Genomic DNA, 14415 nt, shown 5'->3' on the forward strand with positions numbered 1-14415 from the left:
ATCCGCGGCCGAGCGGGAGGGCGGGTTTGTGGCCGGGCGGTCAGGCGCGGATCAGTTCCACGCCCGCCTCCGTGAAACTCTCGGCGGTCTCCCGCGTCACGGCACCGTCGGTGACCAGCGTGTCCACCTCGGCCGTCGCGCAGATCCGGGCGAAGGCGCGCTTGCCCAGCTTGGTGGAGTCGGCGGCGATGACGACTCGCTGCGCCCGCTCGCAGAGCAGCCGGTTGATGGCGGCCTCGTCCTCGTCGTGGGCAGCCGCGCCGTGAACCACGTCGAACGCGTCTACCCCCAGGACGGCGGTGTCGATGGTGATCTGGCTCAGCACCCCGTCCGCCAGCGGTCCGATGAGCTCGTACGACTGCGGACGGGCCACCCCGCCGGTCACGACGATCTTGAACTGGGGCCGGATGGCCAGTTCGTTGGCGATGTTCAGCGCATTGGTCACCACGGTGAGCGCCGGTGATCCGGAGGCCAGGTCGGGGCGCGCGGCGAGCCGGCGGGCGATCTCGGTCGTCGTGGTGCCGCCGGTGAGACCGACGGCCTCGCCAGGGGCGATCAGTGCCGCGACGGCCGTACTGATGCGCTGCTTCTCGGCGGCCCTGCGCGACGTCCGGTAGCGCAGGGGCAGTTCGTAGGAGACCCCGTGGACGACCGCGCCGCCCCGGGTCCGGACCAGCATCTGCTGTTCCGCGAGCTGGTCGAAGTCGCGCCGGATGGTCGCGGCCGACACGTCGAGCGCCGTCGCCGCCTCCTCGACATCCAGCCGGCCCTGCTCGACGAGCAGATCCAGCAGTACCTTCCAGCGGGCGTCGCGGGACATGCGCGGCTCCCTTCCTCGATCGTCGAAATGACCTTAACGCACCCCACGTTCCGGAATCGATGCTTGAAGTTGCTTGAAAAGTGGCAATATCTTGCAGGAACGAGCAGCAGACCATCAGTCGAGGGCGGGAGTCCGGCGTGAGTCATGTCGAGAAGGAGCTGGCCGGTCAGCCGCAGTGCTGGCAGCGTGCCGCCGAAGTGGCCGTGGAGCGGTCCGGGGCGCTCCCCGCGCCGGGCGAGCGGGTGGCAATGGTCGGCTGCGGGACCTCGCTGTTCATGGCGCAGGCCGCGGCGGCCCTGCGGGAGGGCGCGGGCCAGGGCGAGACGCACGCCTTCGCGGCCTCCGAGTTCCCCGCCGGGCGCTCGTACGACCGCGTGGTCGCCCTGACCCGCTCCGGCACCACCACCGAAGTGCTGGAGCTCCTCGCCGGGCTGCGCGGCCGGACCCGTACGACCGCTGTGACGGCGGATCCGGAGACCCCGGTGATGTCGGCCGCCGACGACGTGGTCGTACTCGACTTCGCGGACGAGAGGTCCGTCGTCCAGACGCGCTTCGCCACCACCGCCCTCACGCTGCTGCGCGCCCACTTCGGCCTGCACACCGAGGCCGTCGTGGACGACGCCCGGGACGCGCTGGCCGAGCCGTTGCCCGACCGGCTCGTGCGGTGTTCGCAGTTCACCTTCCTCGGCCGCGGCTGGACGGTCGGCCTCGCCAACGAGGCCGCGCTCAAGATGCGCGAGGCGGCGCTGTCCTGGACCGAGGCCTACCCGGCGATGGAGTACCGGCACGGTCCGATCAGCATCTCGACCCGCGGCACGGCCACCTGGATGATCGGGGACGCTCCTTCGGGCCTCGCCGACGAGGTGCACGCCACCGGAGGCATGTGGGTGGCCGGCGGGCTCGACCCGCTGGCCGAGCTCGTCAGGGCGCAGCGCCTCGCGGTGGCTGTCGCGGCGGCCCGCGGTCTGGACCCCGACCGCCCGCGCCACCTCACCCGCTCCGTCGTACTCGCCGGAGGCTGAAGCCGTGCCCCTCGCAGAGACAGGCACCCTCGTCACCGAAGCCGCCGCGCGCGGCCGGGCCGTAGCCGCGTTCAACATCGTGACCCTCGAGCACGCCGAAGCCGTGATCGCCGGAGCGGAGGCCGTCGGGTCGCCGGTCGTCCTGCAGATCAGCGAGAACGCGGTGAAGTTCCGGTACGGGCGGGTGCTGCCCCTCGCCCGGGCAGCCGCCGCGGCGGCCCATGCGGCGGCCGTGCCCGTCGCGTTGCATCTCGACCACGTCAAGAGCGACGAACTGCTGCGGCAGGCCGCGGACGCCGGGTTCAGCTCCGTGATGTACGACGCCGCGCACCTGCCGTACGAGGAGAACCTCGCCGCCACCCGCGCCGCGGCCGACTGGGCGCACAGGCACGGCCTCTGGATCGAGGCCGAGCTGGGCGAGGTCGGCGGCAAGGGAGGCGCCGCGCCGCTGGACGCGCACGCACCGGGTGCGCGCACCGATCCGGTCGAGGCACGGGCCTTCGTCGCCGCGTCGGGAGTGGACGCCCTGGCCGTCGCGATCGGCAGTGTGCACGCGATGACGTCTCGCACCGCCACGCTCGACCACGGGCTGCTGGGCCGGCTGGCCAAAGCGCTGCACGTGCCGCTCGTCCTGCACGGTTCCTCCGGCGTGCCGGACGGCGAGCTGGCCGCTGCGGTCTCCGGCGGCATGGCGAAGGTCAACATCGGCACGGCCCTGAACGTCGCGATGACCGCGGCGATCCGCGACTACCTGGCCTCGAACCCGGAGGCGGTCGACTCCCGTACCTATCTCTCGGTCGGCCGAAGGGCGATGTCCCGCACCGTCACCGCACTCATCGGCGTCCTGGGGACGGCGGAAACCGGCTGAGGGTGACATCGCCATTCACAAAGAATGAAACACGTTCTACTGTGCCCCTCGACCGATCCCGCATCAAGGAGGGGCCGTGCACCTCGAATACACGCCCGAGCAGCAGCAGTTGCGCGCCGAGCTGCGTGCGTACTTCGCCGAACTGGTGCCGGAGAACGTCTACGCACGGTACGCCGACCCGGCCGCCCAGAAGCGCTTCTACCGGGAGACGATCCGCCGCCTCGGAACGGACGGCCGGCTCGGCGTGGGCTGGCCCGAGGAGTACGGCGGCCGTGGACTCTCGCCCATGGAGCAGTTCATCTTCTTCGACGAGGCTGCGCAGGCGGGGGTCCCGCTGCCGCTCATGGCCCTCAACACCGTCGGACCGACGATCATGCAGTTCGGTACCGAGGAGCAGAAGGCCTTCTTCCTGCCGAAGATCCTCTCCGGGGAGATCGACTTCGCGATCGGATACAGCGAGCCCGACGCCGGCACCGACCTCGCCGCCCTGAAGACGCGCGCCGTCAGGGAGGGCGACGAGGCCACCGGCCACTACACCGTGAACGGCCAGAAGATCTGGACCACCAACGGCGACACGGCCGACTGGGTGTGGCTCGCGGTGCGCACTGCCCCCGTGGAAGCAGACGCCCCGCCCCACAAGGGCATCACGATGCTGCTCGTGCCGACCTCCGACCCCGGCTACTCCTGCACCCTCATCAACACCCTTGCCTCGCACGACACCACCGTCAGCTACTACGAGAACGTCGTGGTCCCTGCCTCCCGCCGGGTGGGGGCGGAGAACAAGGGCTGGCGGCTGATCACCAACCAGCTCAACCACGAGCGCGTCACCCTCGCCGCCCACGGCACCATGGCCATCCGCGCTCTGCACAACGTCCAGCGCTGGGCCGCTGACACCAAACTGGCCGACGGCCGCCGGGTCATCGACCTCGGCTGGGTGCGCGGCCGTCTGGCCCGTACGCACAGCAGACTCGACGCGATGAAGCTCCTCAACTGGCAGATGGTGAACGCGGTCCAGGACGGCACCCTCGCCCCGCAGGACGCCTCTGCCGTCAAGGTGTACGGATCGGAGGCGCGCCGCGACGCCTACGCATGGCTGATGGAGGTCGTCGCGGCGGCGGGGCCGCTCAAGGAGGGCTCGGCCGGCGCCGTGCTCCACGGAGAACTGGAGCGTGGCTACCGCAGCGCCGTCATCTTCACCTTCGGTGGCGGCAACAACGAGATCCAGCGGGAGATCATCTCCTGGATCGGCCTCGGCATGCCCCGCGTACGACGTTGAATCCTTGCGGTCGGGTAGCCGGATCACGTTGCCGTGAGCCGGCCTCCTCAGAACCGGACGTGCACCTTTCAGCGCATCCGGCTCAAGCAAGCCCTGAGGGCTTCGCAGGTCAGCAGGGTTATGTGGCCCGTTCGCCGTCGCCAGCATGGTGATCCAGCGACGAGAACGTCGTCGTGGAGGCCACCGCCCGGTAGTAGGCAGTCCAACCGCGAACGATCGGGATCAGCCTGCGCAACACGGCCTCGGCATTGGACCCGTGCATGTCACTCATGTCACACGCTCATGGGAACCGTCCGCGCGACCACCTGTTCGGCGAGTGTGCCGCCCATGACGTGGTGGTCTACGGAAGGTGTGACACAGTGTCGGACAAGGACTCAGTGCACGGCAACGGAGACGGCGGGCACGGACACGGGACCGGCGTGCGACGGGCTGAGCTGGACGCGAGCAGCGAAGACGGTGCAGGACGCGTCGCCGATCACCGTCCCCGAGGGTGCCTCGGCGATGACCATCCACGTCGCCGCCCATACCGTGTGCAAACAATTGCACCATGTGCGTTTCGGTCATGCTGTGTACAGTGCGTGTGCCGGGCTGGTGGGGTCTTCACGAGCCCCCACCCTCGGCACGTCGCTCCGGCGGCGACAGGCAACCGGGACCGAGCGGCAAGCAGCACTGTGCGACACCAGGGCAGCGGGAGACAAGCGATGAAGACAATTGAACTGGGCAGTCAGGGACTGACCGTGTCCGCTCAGGGATTCGGTGCCATGAGCATGAGCGGGGTGTACGGCGCCAGTCATGACGAGACGGAATCCATCGCCACGCTCAACCACGCCGTGGACCTCGGGATCACCCTCTTCGACACGGCGGAGTCCTACGGCCCCTTCGAGAACGAACGGCTCCTGGGCCGCGCGCTCGGCCATCGCCGCGACGAGATCGTCCTGGCGACGAAGTTCGGCCTTGACTTCACCGACGACGGCGGGCCCGGGCCGCTGGACGGCCGGCCCGAACACATCCGCCGAGCCGTCGAACGGTCGCTGCGCCACCTGGGCACCGACGTTATCGACCTCTACTACATGCACCGGCTGGACCCCGACACCCCCGTCGAGGAGACCGTGGGGGGCATGGCGGAACTCGTCGCGGCGGGCAAGGTGCGCTACATCGGCCTGTCGGAAGTGTCTGCGGCGACGATCCGGCGCGCCCACGCGGTGCACCCGCTGACCGCCGTGCAGTCGGAGATGTCGCTCTTCAGCCGCGACCTGCTGGACAACGGGACCAAGGCCGTCCTGGACGAACTGGGCATCGGGATGGTCGCCTACTCGCCCATCGGCCGCGGATTCCTGTCCGGCTCCATCCGCAGTGTGGACGACCTGGCCCCCGACGACTCGCGCCGTGGACTTCCCCGCTTCTCCCCGGAGAACATCGCGGCCAACCTTGCGCTGGTCGACCACGTGCGCGGCATTGCCGAGCAGCGCGGCGCGACCCCAGCCCAGGTGGCGCTGGCCTGGGTGAGCGCACAGGGAGCGGTGCCGATCCCCGGAACCAAACGGCGCGGCTTCCTCGCGGAGAACGCCGCTGCCGGCGACATCGAACTGACCGCGGAGGAAGTGTCCTTCTTGGACGAAGCCGTCCGGCCGGACACCGTCGGCGGCGCCCGGTACACCCCGCAGCAGCTCGCCTCCACCAACCGCTGACCGCCCGGACGGGACGATCGTGGACCGTATGCGTCACCTCGCCGCCGAGACCGGCATCGCCGTCGTGACCGTGCCCGCACGTAACACCTCGAAGCTCTGCCCGCAGTGCCTCGTTCCGCTGCGGCACCGCAGATCCCCCGACCGGCCCACCACCCCCGGCTGGAAATGGGCCATCTGCCGCTCGTGCGGATACCAGGGAGACCGCGACCAGGGCGCGTGGAAGCGTATCGCTGCACGCGGACTGACCCACCAGGCAAAGACCGTCACCGACCGCGCAGGCGGTGCCATGACGATCCGCTCGGTGGTGGACACACTCGAAGCCAAAGCAGTCGTCACACCCGCTGTCGACAAGACCAGCCGGAACGACCGGTCCAAGACCGGCCCCACCCGGCACCGAACCACACGTCCGACGCCCAGGCGACGCCGGACACCCTCCCCCACCAGGCCATGCGGTCCGGCGGGCAAGCGTCCGGAGGGACACGCTCACACGGACCGGACCCGGCTGCCCCGCGCATCCCACCGGCACCAGGGCATGACGACGATCAGCACGCCCACCACCAGCCGACACAGGCCGCGAGGGGCAGCACTGGGCGTGGGCTTCCACCCGCACGCTCACGCTACCGCCCCACGGTGGGAAACCCCCTTGCCAGACACAACGTCTGACATGGAATCGCTTAGCTGATCAGAGACGCTGCGCTTCGCCGTCGGCGGCACCCGAGCTTCCCGCGTCGGCGGGGCGGCTGCCGTCGAGTACGGCGAGAACGTCGTCGGGTGATGCGGCCTGCTGCAGCGCACGGGCCCTGTCCGGATCGGCGAGCACGCGGGCCAGCGCGGACAGGGCCGTCGTGTGGGCCTCGGCGTCGGAGGCGGCCAGCGCGACCACCAACTGGACCGGGTCGTGACGATGTAAGGACCGTTGTCCTCGACGTTCTGCACCATCGCTTCGGTGTATTCGGGAGTGCTGATGGTGTCGTCGACCAGGACCTGGCCGGCCACGCGTATCGCGGCACCCCAGTCCTCGGCGTCGGCATTGAGTCGGACGGCATCGGCCGACAACAGGTCGGTGAAGGCGCTCATGGCGGTATGGACTCCTGTAGGGCGGTCCGCTCGCGCGTGACTGCCGGTCGTGCTCGAACTGATCCGAAGGCGGACAGAGTTCCGCCCGGACGTTCCCGGTGACGGATGCGCACCTACGGTGTGCCCGCGTCTTCCCTCACGTCGTTTCATGGTTGAACGACGGTCCCGAAATCGTGGCCGCTCCCCGAGACTCCCGGTCCGTTGGGCAGATTCCCGCGGAACGAAGCGGCGTTCGGTGACACCGCGAGAAGTGGGGGAACGGCCCGCTTCGGCGCGGCGACCGGGGGCCCGTCTCCCCGTCGTGTGCCTAAGCGACGAGGAGACGGACGTTAGGTGTCCGGCGAGGGCCGGACCGTCTCAGCCGAACATGCCGGGCTTGTAGTCCCCGGCAGGCTGCTGGTTGATGACGTTGATGCGGTTGTAGGCGTTGATGATCGCGAGCAGCGAGATCAGCGCGGCGAGCTGGTTCTCGTCGAAGTGTTTGGTGGCGTTCGCCCAGGCCTCGTCCGAGACACCGCCCGCGGCGTCCGCGATGCGGGTGCCCTGCTCGGCTATCTCCAGGGCCGCGCGCTCGGCGTCGGTAAAGACGTTGGCCTCGCGCCAGGCCGCCACCAGGTTCAGACGCTGCTGGGTCTCACCCGCGGCGATGGCGTCCTTGGTATGCATGTCGGTGCAGAAACCGCAGCCGTTGATCTGACTGGCGCGGACCTTCACAAGTTCCTGGGTAGCGACCGGCAGGGCCGAGTCGGCCACCACCTTGTTGGCCGAGTAGAGGTGCTTCATGACCTTGCCCGCAAGGGGATTACCGAAGTAATTGACACGCGAATCCATGGTGGGATCTCCTCGGTGTGAAGGCAGTTACACCGTACTGACCGGGATCACCGGCAAACTGTGACAGCAAGGGACCGTGACGTGCGTCTCCTTCGGTGTCCTCGCACCACTGCGCGCGGGCCGCTCCGCGCGCCCCGGCCCCATCATGTGCGGCGCGCACGGCATGCCTTGGCCGCCCCGCGCGGAAGGCCCGGAGCCTCTCACGGTCGGTGACGACAAGGCTGGGACGTGCGGGCTTCCACCGACCGCGGCACACGGGTCCGGCCGGCCGCCCCGGAGCGTCCGCGCGGCCACCGTCCTCGGCCCTCGCCCCCATGACACGGTGAGCACCGACACCCCCTTCGCCCACCCCATGGCGCACACCGTTTGACGGCACTGCTGCCCCTTGCCCCACAGCCCCACCGTCCGCTGTCCCGCACCGTCGCATGCGCCCCGAGCACCAGAGCCGGGTGGGCCTCACCCTCCAGGTCGTACGCGAGCGCCCGCCCCGCGGAGACACCGGCCACCGACGCCACGTAGCCATGCGCTGGGAGAAGAAACGCAAGGGCAAGGGCCCGCTGAAGGCGGTGCGCCAACTGATCGAATCAGTCAACGACACCCTCAAAGGCCAGCTTGACCTGGAACAACACGGCGGCCGCACCTTCGAAGGCGTCGCCGTCCGCGTCGCCCAGCGCATCCTCGCCATGGCCACCGCCAACTGGCACAAAGACAAGACCGGCGCAACCGTCACCCGATCACTCACCGCCTACGACCACTGATCACATAGGGCTTGATCGTCTCTAGGTGACCTAGCTCAGCCACGGCTCCGGCGCTGTCACAGATCAGAGCGCCATCCGGTCAATTGCCGAAAAGGTGCACATCGCGTCAGCCTAATGGCTGCGGCTGCGGCCGGAATCGAGAACGGTGATGAGGGTTGCTCCAGATGCCCACCCTGCCGTGGTTCCGGGTCACCAGCCGTCCTACGCATCGGCTTTCGGCACCCATTCGGCCCCTCCCCACCTACCTGAGGACAACAGCTCGATGACCAGTACTGACGAGGTGACACTCCGTCGCAAGAAGCCGAATACGCGCGAGACATCCGAGTCGGCGATCGCGATGGTCGACGAGCGGGGGACGGTGGTCGCGTGGACGCAGGCCGCCGAGCAGCTTGTCGGATATTCCGCCGGGGACGTGGTAGGCCGGTCCACCGCACTCGCATTGCCATCCTTCGGTGAAGCGCCGACGACATCGGCGTTCGTCGACCAGTGCCGTGCCCAGAACGGCTGGCCGGGCGCGACGGCGGTGCGCCACCGAAACGGCCACATGCTCAACATCAACCTGCGGATCTCGATGTTGCGGGGGCAGGACGGATCCGTCCGGTGGCTCCTGTCCGTGAGCGACGTCGGCACGCTCGCCGGCCAAGCGGAGAACGGATCTGTGCGGGAGTCGCTTCTCATCCGCGCTCCGATCGGCATCTCCGTTCGTGACCTGCAGCTGCGCTGCACCTGGGTGAACGACACGATGGAAAGCCACGACGGCATTTCCCGTGACCGACGGCTCGGCCGTCGTTTCACCGACGCACTGCCCGGTGCCAAGCCCGAAGCGCTCGAGGCGGTGATGCGGCAGGTACTGGAGGGCGGCACCACCAGGGTCCACGAGTACCGGACGTGGGTGGCGACGGGTCCTCTTCGGGAGCACACCTTCGCCGCTTCGTTCTTCTGCCTCCGGGACGCCGACGGCCAAGCGCTGGGGGTGTGCACCATCAGCATTGATGTCACGGAGAGCCGGCGCGTGCGCGAGCGCCTCGCCGTCCTCAGTCAGGCCAGTACGCGCCTTGGCAGAACCCTGGACGTCATGCAGACCAGTCAGGAACTGGCCGACATTGCCGTGACGCTGTTCGCCGACTACGCCGCCGTCGACCTGGAGCAATCGGTCCCGTTCGGCGAGGGGCCCCCGGCCCGCATCGCCCCGACGGGTGAGCGCCTCCCCGCATTCCGACGTGCCGGCGTGGCCTCGATCCACCAAGGGGCCCCGGAATCCCCGTGGATGCGCGGTGAGCCGGTCCCCGTGCCGCCCGCTTCGCCCATTGCCGACGTCCTGCGCACCGGCAGCTCCCACCTGGAGCCGATCGTGGACACCGCCCCAGGTACATGGACCGACCAGGACCCGGTACGGGCGCAGAAGATCCATGAGACCGGCATGCACTCCCTGATGGTCGTACCCATCCGCGCGCGGTGCGCCCTGCTGGGCGTGGCGGTGTTCATCCGCACCGGAAACCCGGCGCCGTTCCAGGAGGTCGACCTGCTCCTCGCCGAAGAACTCGTCAGCCGCGCCGCGACGTCACTGGACAACGCACGCCAGTACGCGCGCGAGCACTCCGTGGCCCTCGCGCTCCAACGCCAGCTGCTCCCGCACCGCCTGATGGGCGGTGTGGCGGTCGAGGCGGCCTCGCGCTACCTGCCCGCCGACGTGGACCACGGCGTCGGCGGCGACTGGTTCGACGTGATCCCGCTGTCCGGCGCCAGGGTGGCCCTCGTCGTCGGCGATGTGGTGGGGCACGGCATCAACGCTGCCGCGACCATGGGCAGGCTCCGCACCGCCGTCCACACGCTTGCCGACATGGAACTGCCCCCCGACGAGCTGCTGGCCCGCCTCGATGACACGGTCCAGCGACTGGCGGAGGGGGACGCCGACCCGGACCAGACCCCCGCGGTAGTGGGCGCCACGTGCGTCTATGCCGTCTACGACCCGGTCACCCGGAAGTGCACCATGGCAGGGGCCGGGCACCCTCCGCCCGCGATCGTCGACCCGCAGGGCCGGGTCACCTTCGCCGACCTTCCCACCGGAACCCCACTCGGCATCGGGCTGGGGGTCCCTTTCGAAGCCGTGGAGCTCGAACTGCCCGAGGGAAGTCTCCTCGCCCTGTACACCGACGGCCTGATCGAGACCCGTGACGACGACATCGACGTGGGGATGCGCCGTCTGGGCGCCGCCTTGGCGCAACCGGGTCGATCCCTGGAAGACCTCTGCACCCGCGCGATGGACACCGTCCCGAGTCAGGGACCGTCCGACGACGTCACCCTGCTCGTCGTCCGGACCCGTTCACTCAGCCCAACCCACGTCGCCTCCTGGACGCTGCCGAACGACCAGACCGCTGCCCGCATCGCCCGGCACATGGCGGCCCGTCAACTGACCGAATGGGGCCTGGAAGGTCTCGAGGACGCCACGAAGCTCATCGTCAGTGAACTGGTCACCAACGCCGTCCGCCACAGCACCGGCCCGATCCAACTGCGCCTGATCCAGCACCAAGTCCTGACTTGCGAAGTGTCCGATACCGATCTCTGCTCGCCACGTCTGCGTCGCGCACGCACCTTCGACGAGAACGGCCGCGGCCTCGGCCTGGTCGCCCAGCTGTCCCGCAGGTGGGGCTCCCGCTCGATACCGGACGGCAAGGTCGTCTGGGCTGAAGAAGACTTGGTTTCCGCACACCCTCACACGCGCGGGTTTCGGCCGCCGCCCCTGACCGAGGGGCACCGGATCCCGCGTCCCCATCGCGCCGGCACGCATGTCAACCAACAAAGAGTGGCAGGGCGTGTGCCGCCCCGGCACCTCCTCTGAACGAGTACGCCGGCTTCGCGAGACGGACGGCTCAGCCGGGCCGACCATTTCCTGCACGGAACCGGCCTTCAGGTCTCTCCGCTCCAGGAGCGGGGCCAGGGCTCGCGTGGCGTGAAACGATCACAACATGTGTGAGCCTATGCAATGTTGTGCAATGCGCCGTGGGTCGAGCGATGTGGTCACCGCGGACGTCACCTGCCGGCACGGTGCTCAGGGTGCTGGAGCGACCCAGAGACCCAGAGACCCAGAATCCTGCCCTGACTGAGCGGTGAAGCCCCGCGAGCCCGAAGTGCGGGGACGTGTGTGTCGGCCGGGTCGGCTGTGGGGGAAGTACGCCGCGGCCGGGGGAGAAGGGCATGGCGCTCGCCGAGTTCCTGCGCGACCAGCTCGGGGCCTGGCTGGCGCGTCGGTAGCGTCACCAGTGCAGGCGGTGCTCGTTGCTGGGGCCGCGTCGCGCTTCGCGGTCTTGACCAAGGTCCTTCAGGTGTGGGGTAGCAGGGCCGTAGACGCAGCCGCATTTGTTTCAAGCGATACCGTATCGAATGAAAAGGTAACTGGTAATGTGCCGTCATGGCCGCCGACGTTTCTCACGAAACCACCGCCTCGCGTGCGACCGACCGCCCCGGGGATGCCTCGCCATTCGCTCTCGGCTTGCTGCTGCGCCGGGCGCACTGGCGCGCGGCCGCGGTAATGGCGGAGGCGCTTCGGCCGCTCGGCATCGAGCTGCGGCATTTTGCCGTGTTGATGGTGCTGGTCGACCGTGGCGCCACGGTGCAGCGGGACTTGGCGGTGGCGACGGGGACGGACAAGGCGGGCATCATGCGAGTGGTGGACGACCTGGAGCGCAGGGGGCTGGCCGCACGCAAGGCTGTTCCGGGGGACCGGCGGGCGCGGGCAGTGGAGATCACGCCTCAGGGCGCCGAGCTTTTCGATGCAGCTCATGTGGCGGCGGCGCCGTTGGCCGAGCGTCTGATTACCGAACTGGGGCCCGGCGAGCCCGAGAAGCTGACGGATCTGCTGACCCGTTTTGCCTACCCCGCTGACGGTGAGGCGTAAGCGCGCCCGTGCACCGGTTGCCTGCCGCGTGGGCGTCGCTTCGACTGATGCGGCTTTCACCGCAAACCCGGCCTTGAGGGCTGCGGCCTCGCAACCACACGCCGGACCTGGCTGCCGCGGCGGTCATGGCTCGTAGCCAACGGGGTGCCGAGCTGTCCGCACACCGCGCGGCATATTTGGGCGGCGGTGTGCTTTTCGCCTCGCGCGCATCGCTTTCGTCTCGATGCGCGGCCCGGGCCGGCAGGCCGAACGCCCGGCCGCCCCAGCGCCGGGCCACCGTCCCCAGGGGCGGGGCGCCACCGTCACCGTCCGAGAGGGCGCAGTCGACGAAGACGCCGCGTGACGTCCTGGGGCGAGGCGTCACACGGCGTCCATGGCCTTGGGCTACGCGGCGAGGCGCTTCGCGAGCTCCTTGGCCTTGGTGGTCGCGTCCTCGAAGGCGCGCTCGCGAGAGGCCCGATAGAGAGGGATCAGTTCAGACATGGCCGGGTTCCGGGGGGCCATGGTGAGTTCCGGGACGATGAAATCGGTGTCCAGACCGAGGATGCCCCCCAGGACGGCCTCCAGATAGTTCTGTACGTACTCGAAGCTCTCCTTCGGGGTGCCCGGCGCGTAGGAGCCGCCTCGGCTGGCGACGACGGTGACCGGGGTGCCCTGGGCGGAGGGGTTCTCGCCCGCGGTACGGCCGAGCAGGATCACGTTGTCCAGCCAGGCCTTGAGGGTCGACGGGATCGAATAGTTGTACATCGGGGCGCCGATCAGGACGGCGTCCGCCTGCTCCAGCTCCTCGATGAGCTTCACGCGCGCTGCGAATGCGGCGGACTGCTCCGGGGTGTGCGCGGACGGGGTGGTGAATCCGGCGGTGAAGGCGTCGGCGGTGATGTGCGGGACAGGGTTGGCGGCGACATCGCGGTAGATCACGGTGCCCTCCGGGTGCTGCTCCTCCCATGCGTTGCGGAAGGCGTCCGTGACCGAACGAGACGAGGACGCTTTGCCGGGGAACGCAGACGAGTCGATGTGCAGCAGTGTGGCCATGGGCTTCCTCCAAAGTGCGGTCCCCGAAGCGGGGCATCAAGGGCTGGCTTCGCGTCGGAGATAGTTGCATACGAGATTGTCTTGAATGATACCATCACGAGTGTAACCAAGGCAGGGACGTGGAGCGGACGGGATAGCGATGTTGGACGTCTATGAAGCGGTCACGAGCCGACGGGCGGTGCGCGGATTCACCGACCGGCACGTCCCGAGGGAGGTGCTGGAGCGCGTGCTGTCCGCCGCGGCTTGGGCGCCGTCTGCATCGAACCTCCAGCCGTGGCGCGCTTACGTGCTGACCGGCGGGCCGCTGGCCGAGCTCAAGAAGCTCGTCGGCGAGCGCGTGTCCGCGGGTGACCCCTGGGACGAACCGGAGTACGAGCAGTACCCGCCCGGGCTGAAGTCTCCATACCGCGAACGCCGAGCCGCCTTCGGCGAGCAGCGCTACGGCGCACTCGGTGTTCCGCGCGACGACCTGGAGGCGCGCCAGAGGGCCGCAGCCGCCAACTGGGAATGTTTCGGCGCGCCCGCCGCCCTGTTCTGCTACATCGACCGCGACCTGGGCCGGCCCCAATGGGCCGATGTCGGCATGTATCTGCAGACGGTCATGCTGCTGCTCCGCGCCGAAGGGCTGCACAGTTGTGCGCAGATGGCGTGGGCGAAATATCACGCGACCGTCGCGGAGGTCCTGTCACCCCCGGACGAGCTCATGCTCTTCTGTGGCATGTCGATCGGGTTCGAAGACGTGACGGTGGGTGAGACCCGTACGGGCCGGGCGCCGCTCGACAAGACGGTCACGTTCGTCGACACGGTCGACACCGCATCCCGAGTTCGCTCCGCGGCGGGGACAGCGGCGACCTACTCGACCTCGAAGCTTCGCGGTCCAGGGACCAGAACCACGGATCTCGCGAGGCGCCATGCACCTGACGGCCGACGGATGCGGCGCGTTGCCGCAAGTCTCGGTGACGCCTTCACCAGACGCATCGATCGGTTGGTGTCACAGATCGGGCTGCCGCCCTGACATGGCTGAGAAACCAATTTCGATTCCGCGGTGTGGTGAGAAAGTTGATCATGAAGATTGCTTGTGGCCGGAGTCCGGTCTCATGGGCTCGCTCGGGCTTCCGTGGGGGTGACTCGACGAGTGGTCGTGG

The 14415-nt window shown here is 69.0% G+C and carries 13 protein-coding genes and 2 pseudogenes; 9 read left to right on the plus strand and 6 right to left on the minus strand.

What is annotated here, in order from left to right:
• Positions 1-40: 40 nt before the first annotated feature.
• Positions 41-820, minus strand: coding sequence for a DeoR/GlpR family DNA-binding transcription regulator (locus AB0M62_RS15680; RefSeq protein ID WP_366074730.1), 780 nt, complete (start codon positions 818-820; stop codon positions 41-43).
• Positions 821-957: 137 nt separating this feature from the next.
• Between AB0M62_RS15680 and AB0M62_RS15685 the strand changes: the two genes are divergently transcribed.
• From AB0M62_RS15685 to AB0M62_RS15695, 3 genes are all read left to right on the plus strand, one after another.
• On the plus strand, positions 958-1842 hold the full coding sequence (locus AB0M62_RS15685; RefSeq protein WP_366074731.1) for a sugar isomerase: 885 nt from the start codon (positions 958-960) through the stop codon (positions 1840-1842).
• 4 nt (positions 1843-1846) lie between these two features.
• Positions 1847-2710 (plus strand): ketose-bisphosphate aldolase, encoded by an 864-nt coding sequence (locus tag AB0M62_RS15690; RefSeq protein WP_366074732.1) that lies wholly within the window; start codon positions 1847-1849, stop codon positions 2708-2710.
• Positions 2711-2786: 76 nt separating this feature from the next.
• Positions 2787-3986, plus strand: a complete 1200-nt coding sequence (locus tag AB0M62_RS15695) for an acyl-CoA dehydrogenase family protein (RefSeq protein ID WP_366074733.1) — start codon at positions 2787-2789, stop codon at positions 3984-3986.
• Between the two features lie 118 nt (positions 3987-4104).
• Here AB0M62_RS15695 and AB0M62_RS15700 read toward each other — a convergent pair whose 3' ends face one another.
• Together AB0M62_RS15700 and AB0M62_RS15705 are read right to left on the minus strand one after the other, a co-directional pair.
• A complete protein-coding gene (locus AB0M62_RS15700) occupies positions 4105-4257 on the minus strand; it encodes a group II intron maturase-specific domain-containing protein (RefSeq protein ID WP_366074734.1) in 153 nt (50 codons plus the stop codon).
• 103 nt (positions 4258-4360) lie between these two features.
• Positions 4361-4522, minus strand: coding sequence for a hypothetical protein (locus tag AB0M62_RS15705; RefSeq protein WP_366074735.1), 162 nt, complete (start codon positions 4520-4522; stop codon positions 4361-4363).
• Between the two features lie 165 nt (positions 4523-4687).
• Between AB0M62_RS15705 and AB0M62_RS15710 the strand changes: the two genes are divergently transcribed.
• Positions 4688-5674, plus strand: a complete 987-nt coding sequence (locus AB0M62_RS15710; protein ID WP_366074736.1) for an aldo/keto reductase — start codon at positions 4688-4690, stop codon at positions 5672-5674.
• A 28-nt stretch (positions 5675-5702) separates the two neighbouring features.
• Entirely contained in the window at positions 5703-6356 is a 654-nt protein-coding gene (locus tag AB0M62_RS15715; protein ID WP_366074737.1) for a zinc ribbon domain-containing protein, read from the plus strand.
• On the opposite strand, the gene AB0M62_RS15720 is transcribed toward AB0M62_RS15715, so the two are convergent.
• Together AB0M62_RS15720 and AB0M62_RS15725 are read right to left on the minus strand one after the other, a co-directional pair.
• Positions 6357-6557 (minus strand): PTS sugar transporter subunit IIA, encoded by a 201-nt coding sequence (locus tag AB0M62_RS15720; protein WP_366074809.1) that lies wholly within the window; start codon positions 6555-6557, stop codon positions 6357-6359.
• Between the two features lie 551 nt (positions 6558-7108).
• Complete coding sequence (locus AB0M62_RS15725) at positions 7109-7582, minus strand: carboxymuconolactone decarboxylase family protein (RefSeq protein WP_366074738.1); 474 nt, start codon at positions 7580-7582, stop codon at positions 7109-7111.
• A gap of 566 nt (positions 7583-8148) precedes the next feature.
• On the opposite strand from AB0M62_RS15725, the pseudogene AB0M62_RS15730 reads away from it, so the two are divergent.
• The 3 genes and pseudogenes from AB0M62_RS15730 to AB0M62_RS15740 all read left to right on the plus strand — a co-directional run.
• A pseudogene (locus AB0M62_RS15730) lies at positions 8149-8340 on the plus strand (IS982 family transposase); the annotation flags it as partial.
• Positions 8341-8602: 262 nt separating this feature from the next.
• Positions 8603-11179 carry a SpoIIE family protein phosphatase gene (locus AB0M62_RS15735; protein ID WP_366074739.1) on the plus strand — a complete coding sequence of 859 codons (2577 nt, stop codon included), beginning with the start codon at positions 8603-8605 and terminating at the stop codon, positions 11177-11179.
• Between the two features lie 570 nt (positions 11180-11749).
• Positions 11750-12235, plus strand: a complete 486-nt coding sequence (locus tag AB0M62_RS15740) for a MarR family transcriptional regulator (protein WP_366074740.1) — start codon at positions 11750-11752, stop codon at positions 12233-12235.
• A gap of 384 nt (positions 12236-12619) precedes the next feature.
• Here AB0M62_RS15740 and AB0M62_RS15745 read toward each other — a convergent pair whose 3' ends face one another.
• Entirely contained in the window at positions 12620-13270 is a 651-nt protein-coding gene (locus AB0M62_RS15745; RefSeq protein ID WP_366074741.1) for an NAD(P)H-dependent oxidoreductase, read from the minus strand.
• A gap of 142 nt (positions 13271-13412) precedes the next feature.
• Between AB0M62_RS15745 and AB0M62_RS15750 the strand changes: the two are divergent.
• Positions 13413-14072: pseudogene (locus tag AB0M62_RS15750) on the plus strand (nitroreductase); the annotation flags it as partial.
• Positions 14073-14415: the final 343 nt, after the last annotated feature.

Source organism: Streptomyces sp. NPDC051219, from assembly GCF_040682335.1.
Taxonomy (GTDB): domain Bacteria; phylum Actinomycetota; class Actinomycetes; order Streptomycetales; family Streptomycetaceae; genus Streptomyces.

Excerpts from the sequence above, each read along its gene's own strand:
- AB0M62_RS15710 (WP_366074736.1), top strand. The coding sequence starts at position 4,688 with ATGAAGACAATTGAACTGGGCAGTCAGGGACTGACCGTGTCCGCTCAG.
- AB0M62_RS15725 (WP_366074738.1), bottom strand. The coding sequence starts at position 7,582 with ATGGATTCGCGTGTCAATTACTTCGGTAATCCCCTTGCGGGCAAGGTC.
- AB0M62_RS15745 (WP_366074741.1), bottom strand. The coding sequence starts at position 13,270 with ATGGCCACACTGCTGCACATCGACTCGTCTGCGTTCCCCGGCAAAGCG.
- AB0M62_RS15680 (WP_366074730.1), bottom strand. The coding sequence starts at position 820 with ATGTCCCGCGACGCCCGCTGGAAGGTACTGCTGGATCTGCTCGTCGAG.
- AB0M62_RS15715 (WP_366074737.1), top strand. The coding sequence starts at position 5,703 with ATGCGTCACCTCGCCGCCGAGACCGGCATCGCCGTCGTGACCGTGCCC.
- AB0M62_RS15735 (WP_366074739.1), top strand. The coding sequence starts at position 8,603 with ATGACCAGTACTGACGAGGTGACACTCCGTCGCAAGAAGCCGAATACG.
- AB0M62_RS15700 (WP_366074734.1), bottom strand. The coding sequence starts at position 4,257 with ATGAGTGACATGCACGGGTCCAATGCCGAGGCCGTGTTGCGCAGGCTG.
- AB0M62_RS15740 (WP_366074740.1), top strand. The coding sequence starts at position 11,750 with ATGGCCGCCGACGTTTCTCACGAAACCACCGCCTCGCGTGCGACCGAC.